Source organism: Mesorhizobium sp. (assembly GCF_041661565.1).
Classification (GTDB): Bacteria; Pseudomonadota; Alphaproteobacteria; order Rhizobiales; family Rhizobiaceae; genus Mesorhizobium.
In genome coordinates, this window is the sequence record NZ_JBAZUD010000230.1 from 1 (window position 1) to 4,911 (window position 4,911).

The following is a 4,911-nucleotide window of genomic DNA, read 5'->3' on the forward strand; positions in this document are numbered from 1 at the left end:
GCCGCACCGCGCCGATTTTCTCGGCTGATCCCCCGTCACTGCCGAAAAGAAACCCGCGCCCCGAAAGGCGCGGGTTGTTGCCTGGGCGCTGTGGCGCCACGGTACTGGAGACATCACCGCAGGATATGCAGCGTGCCGCATCATGGTAAATATCGGCTTAACGCGCAGCACCATGGTCGCGGAGGCGGGTCACACCCGAGCGATGCCAGTGCTCAGGTGATGCGCCTGAGCAGGCTGAACACGCCCTCGAACGTCTTGCCGTAAGGCGGGCGCAGAAGACCTCCGGCGCTCAGCCGGGACTGGAGGAAAACCGGCTTTTCCTTGCTGAAGGTTCGAAACCCCCATTCGCCGTGATAGGCGCCCATGCCGCTGGCGCCGACGCCGCCGAAAGGCTGGTTCTCCTGCACCAGATGCAGCATGCAGTCGTTGATGGTGACGCCGCCGGCGACCGTCTCCTGCAAGATGCGGCGGCGATTGCCGGCGTCCCGACCGAACCAATAGAGCGCCAGGGGCCGCTCCGACCGGTTCACATGGCCGATCGCGTCGTCGACCGTGGCATATTCGACGATCGGCAGCACCGGGCCGAAGATCTCCTCGCGCATCAGCCGCAGGCCAGGGTCGGCGTTCCTGACCAGGGTCGGCAGCACCTTTCGGCTCGTCGCGCCGAGCTCTTCGCCGGCGGGGTTGATCTCGGTGACACCGGCGCCGGCATCGCGGGCTTCGGCGATCATGTCGCGCAGGCGCTGGTGATGGCGATCGCTGATGATGGCGGTGTAGTCGGGATTGTCGCGCAGGCTGGGGTAGAGTCGCGCGATCGCCGTTGCCAGCTTGGCGGCGACGATGCCGCCCTGTCCCTTCGGCACCAGAAGATAGTCCGGCGCGATGCAGGTCTGCCCGGCGTTGAGCAGTTTGCCATAGGCGATGCTGGAAGCGGCGGCGTCGAGGTCGCAGGATGGGTCCAGGATCGCGGGTGACTTGCCGCCGAGCTCGAGCGTGACCGGGGTCAGGTTGGCGGCGGCGGCAATCGCGACCTGGCGCCCTACAGCCGTCGAGCCGGTGAACAGCAGGTGATCGAAAGGCATCGACACGAAGGCCTTTCCGACCTCCGCATCGCCGGTGACGACGCTGAGCTCGTCCGGGGCGAAATGTTCGCCGGCCAGTCGCGCCAGCAAAGCCGAAAAAGCAGGGGTCAGCTCGGATGGTTTGACCAGCACGCGATTGCCGGCGGCAAGTGCCGCGGTGATGGGCGCGACAGCGAGCTGGAACGGGTAATTCCACGGCGAGACGATGCCGACCACGCCGAGGGGTTGCGGCACCAGGCGATTGCGGCCCGGCAGGAATGGCATGGTGGTGGCGACGCGGCGTTCGCGCATCCAGCCCCTCAGGTGGGAAAGCGCATGATGGATGCCGGCGCGCACGACAAACAGTTCCGCAAGGCGCGTCTCATGGGTCGATCGGCCGCCAAAGTCGGCGTCGATCGCCGCGCAGATGTCGGCTTCATGCCGCTCTGTGAGCGCCAGCAGGCGTTTCAGGCGATCCTTTCGGACGCCAATATCCGGAAAGGGCTGTGCCGCGAAGGCCGCGCGCTGCAGCTGGAACCGATCGGCCAGCGCATCCTGTCTCACCTGCAGCATCGTGTTTCTCCTGTCCTGCCTGGGCAAGCTTATATCGCGGCGCGAAGGAATCCAGCGGCAGTGATGATGTCGCCGGGGAAGCGAGGCGCGGGCGTCGAGGAATTCACGCCCGACGCAGATGTTGTGATCTCGCGAGCGAGACGACCGACGGATCTTGCGCAATCCCTGGTTGCATGCTGAAATGAGCTGGGATCAGGGGTTCTAATGGGGGTTGGAATGAACGGTAAGCTTCACATGCAGGCGGTGGCCGGCATTTTCGTCGCAATCGGCGTGGTAGGCGTCCTGGCGCAGGTCGCCCTGTTGGTCCTTGGACAGCAGCCCAGTGTCGTGAGTGGCATCTCCAGCGTGGCCTATGTTATCGGCGCCTACTACTTCCTGAAAGGGTCATGGCCGGCGAAGATATTCCTTACGGCCATGGCTGCTCTTTCCACGCTGTTGGCAGGCGCCGTTGGAATTCTCATGCTGGCGGACCGCTCGGCGCCGATCGGGCTGTTTACCCCGCTGGTGGCGGCGGCCACCGCATACTGCCTATACGTCCTGCTGTTGTCCAAGACCCTCAAAGCCGAATTCGGTCGCCGGTCGGAGAGGGCCCGGGCGGACAAGGCCAAGGTTGCTCAGCGCTATTATGACGAACTGGAGCAAGGCAGCAGCGGCGAGTGATGCCGTAGTCGGGCCGCCACGTTCCATTGATATGCCAGGCAGCCGTGAGCCGCATGCCTTCCACGCGTCGGCCACGACGACATCGAAAGGGCCGTTGTGATCGCCTGAGCGCTGGGCTACTCCAAGGGCCCATCCCCGGAGAGTCGCTTGACCGGTTTGCCCATCCGCCTTGATCCACGCAAAATCGCTTGCCCACCGGTATCTGCCTGATGCCGGCGCAGGCAGCGAGCATCCGGGCAGAGGATCCCAAGCGGCGTGTCCTGAAGGACGTGTTCGGCTTTGACGATTTTCGTCCCGGTCAGGCCGCGGCCATGGAGGCGTTGCTGGCCGGGCGCCATGTGCTGGCCGTCATGCCGACAGGCGCGGGCAAATCGCTCTGCTACCAGGTCCCGGCGCTGGTCCTTGGCGGACTGACCATCGTCGTCTCGCCTCTGGTGGCGCTGATGCAGGATCAGGTCGCCGCCTTGCGCCTTGCAGGCGTGGCCGCCGACACCATCAACTCCTCGATCGACCGCGAGGCGAACGTCGCAGCATGGCGGCGTGTGGCGTCGGGCCAGACGCGCCTGCTTTACCTCGCGCCGGAGCGGCTGATGACCGAGCGGATGCTCGAGGCGCTGGCCAGGCTCGACGTCAGCCTGATCGCCGTCGACGAGGCGCATTGCATCTCGCAATGGGGACCGGCATTCCGGCGTGAGTATGAAGATCTGTCGCGGCTGCGCGACATCTTTCCGGGTGTGCCGATCATAGCGCTGACGGCGACGGCCGACGAGAGCACGCGCAGGGACATCGAAGCCCGGCTGTTCGCCGAGCGCGTCGAAACCCTGGTGCTGGGGTTCGACCGGCCCAACATCAAGCTTGGCATCTCGGCCAAGCAGGACAGCAAGCGTCAATTGCTGGACTTCATCGAGCGTCACGCCGGCCGCAGCGGCATCGTCTATTGCCTGTCGCGCAAGAAGACCGAGGAGATTGCGGCGTTCCTCGAGAAGAACGGCGTGACCGCGCTCGCCTATCATGCCGGCATGAGCAAGGAGGCGCGTGACGCCAACCAGAACGCCTTCATGACCTTGTCCGGCGTCGTCATGGTGGCGACTATCGCCTTCGGCATGGGCATCGACAAACCGGACGTTGCCTATGTCTTCCACACCGACATGCCGGGCAGCCTGGAGGCCTACTACCAGGAGATCGGCCGCGCCGGCCGCGACGGGCGCGAAGCCGAGGCGCACATGCTGTTCGGGCTTGGCGACATCCGCATGCGCCGGATGTTCATCGACGACGAGGACGCAGCGGTCGAGCACAAGAGGCGCTCGCACAGCCGGCTCGACACGCTGATCGGCTATTGCGAGACGGCGCAATGCCGCCGCCAGGTGCTGCTTGGCTATTTCGGCGAGGAGGCGTCACCTTGCGGCAATTGCGACAATTGCCTCGACCAGGCGCCGCGCGCCGATGGCGGAGCGGAAGCGCGGCTCATCCTGGCGGCCATGGCCCAGAGCGGCGAACGTTTCGGCGCCGGCCATGTCATCGACATCCTGCTTGGCCATGAAACCGAGAAAATTTTGGCAAGGGGCCACCAGAAGCTCGCCGGCTTCGGGTCCGGCGTGGCGCACAAGAAGGATTTCTGGCAGTCGCTGATCCGCCAGCTCGTAGCGAACGGTTTCCTGGAGCCGGATCCGGGCGGCCATGGCGGCCTCGCCATCTCGCAAAAGGGCCATGCGCTGGGCCGCGACGAAGTGTCGTTCCACTACCGTGTCGAAGTGCGCGGCCGGGCCTTGCGCAAGATGCGCGGCCAGGAGGCTCTCGCAAGCGTGGCAGGATTGGATGCGTCGCTGTTGGCGGTGCTCAAGGCATTGCGGCTGCGTCTCGCCAAGGAGCGGCAGGTGCCGGCCTATGTGGTGTTCTCCGATCGCACGCTGATCGACATGGCCGAGCGTAGCCCGCGCGACATCGACGCGTTCGCCGAAGTCAATGGCGTGGGAGCGGCCAAGCTCAAGGAGTTCGGCGCGGCATTCCTCGCCGCGATCGCTGCGCATCGATCCGATGGGTCCGCCTGAAGCGCTCGCTCTCTGGGATCGTTCCGGCGGCTGTCTCTGGCGGCTCAGGCCGCGGCGTGAGCCCGCAGGGGACCTTGAAACGCGCCGGCGCTGGATGTCCACGGGCGGGAGATGGAGATGGTCGGCAGGCTTTCGACTTCCGGCTTGGCGAAAAAATAACCCTGACCAAGGAATATGCCAGCGGCCTTGATGATCTCAAGCTCGGCCTGCGTCTCGATTCCCTCTGCCAGCAACGCGATGTTGAGCTCACGCGCCAGCGTGGCGAGGCTGGCGATGATCGCCTGCTTGGCCGCCGAAGTGGCAATTCCGCGCACCAGCGCCATATCGATCTTGATGATATCTGGTTGCAGCATGGCCAAAAGGCTGAGCCCCGCATAGCCCGCGCCGAAATCATCGATCGCCGTAATGAAACCCATGTTCTTGTATGTAGCGATGATGTTTTCGAGATGCTTTGGATCGCCGATCCGCTCATCCTCGGTGAATTCGAACATCAGGCGCCTGGGATCGAAACCCGACCGTCTCGCCGCGCCGAGAGAAGCCCGAATGCACGCTTTCGGTTCATAGACGGC

4 protein-coding genes are annotated in these 4,911 nt (G+C 64.8%); 2 read left to right on the top strand and 2 right to left on the bottom strand.

Going from position 1 to position 4,911, the window contains the following annotated elements; all coding sequences use genetic code 11:
* Positions 1–212: 212 nt before the first annotated feature.
* Positions 213–1,634: a coniferyl aldehyde dehydrogenase gene (locus tag WC739_RS24575; RefSeq protein WP_372955591.1), complete on the bottom strand. Its 1,422-nt coding sequence runs from the start codon at positions 1,632–1,634 to the stop codon at positions 213–215.
* A gap of 216 nt (positions 1,635–1,850) precedes the next feature.
* Between WC739_RS24575 and WC739_RS24580 the strand changes: the two genes are divergently transcribed.
* Positions 1,851–2,294 carry a hypothetical protein gene (locus WC739_RS24580; protein WP_372955592.1) on the top strand — a complete coding sequence of 148 codons (444 nt, stop codon included), beginning with the start codon at positions 1,851–1,853 and terminating at the stop codon, positions 2,292–2,294.
* 209 nt (positions 2,295–2,503) lie between these two features.
* Entirely contained in the window at positions 2,504–4,342 is a 1,839-nt protein-coding gene (gene recQ, locus WC739_RS24585; RefSeq protein WP_372955594.1) for a DNA helicase RecQ, read from the top strand.
* A gap of 44 nt (positions 4,343–4,386) precedes the next feature.
* Here the strand turns inward: recQ and WC739_RS24590 are convergent.
* The coding region (locus WC739_RS24590) for an EAL domain-containing protein (protein WP_372955593.1) at positions 4,387–4,911 on the bottom strand (525 nt) is incomplete at its 5' end.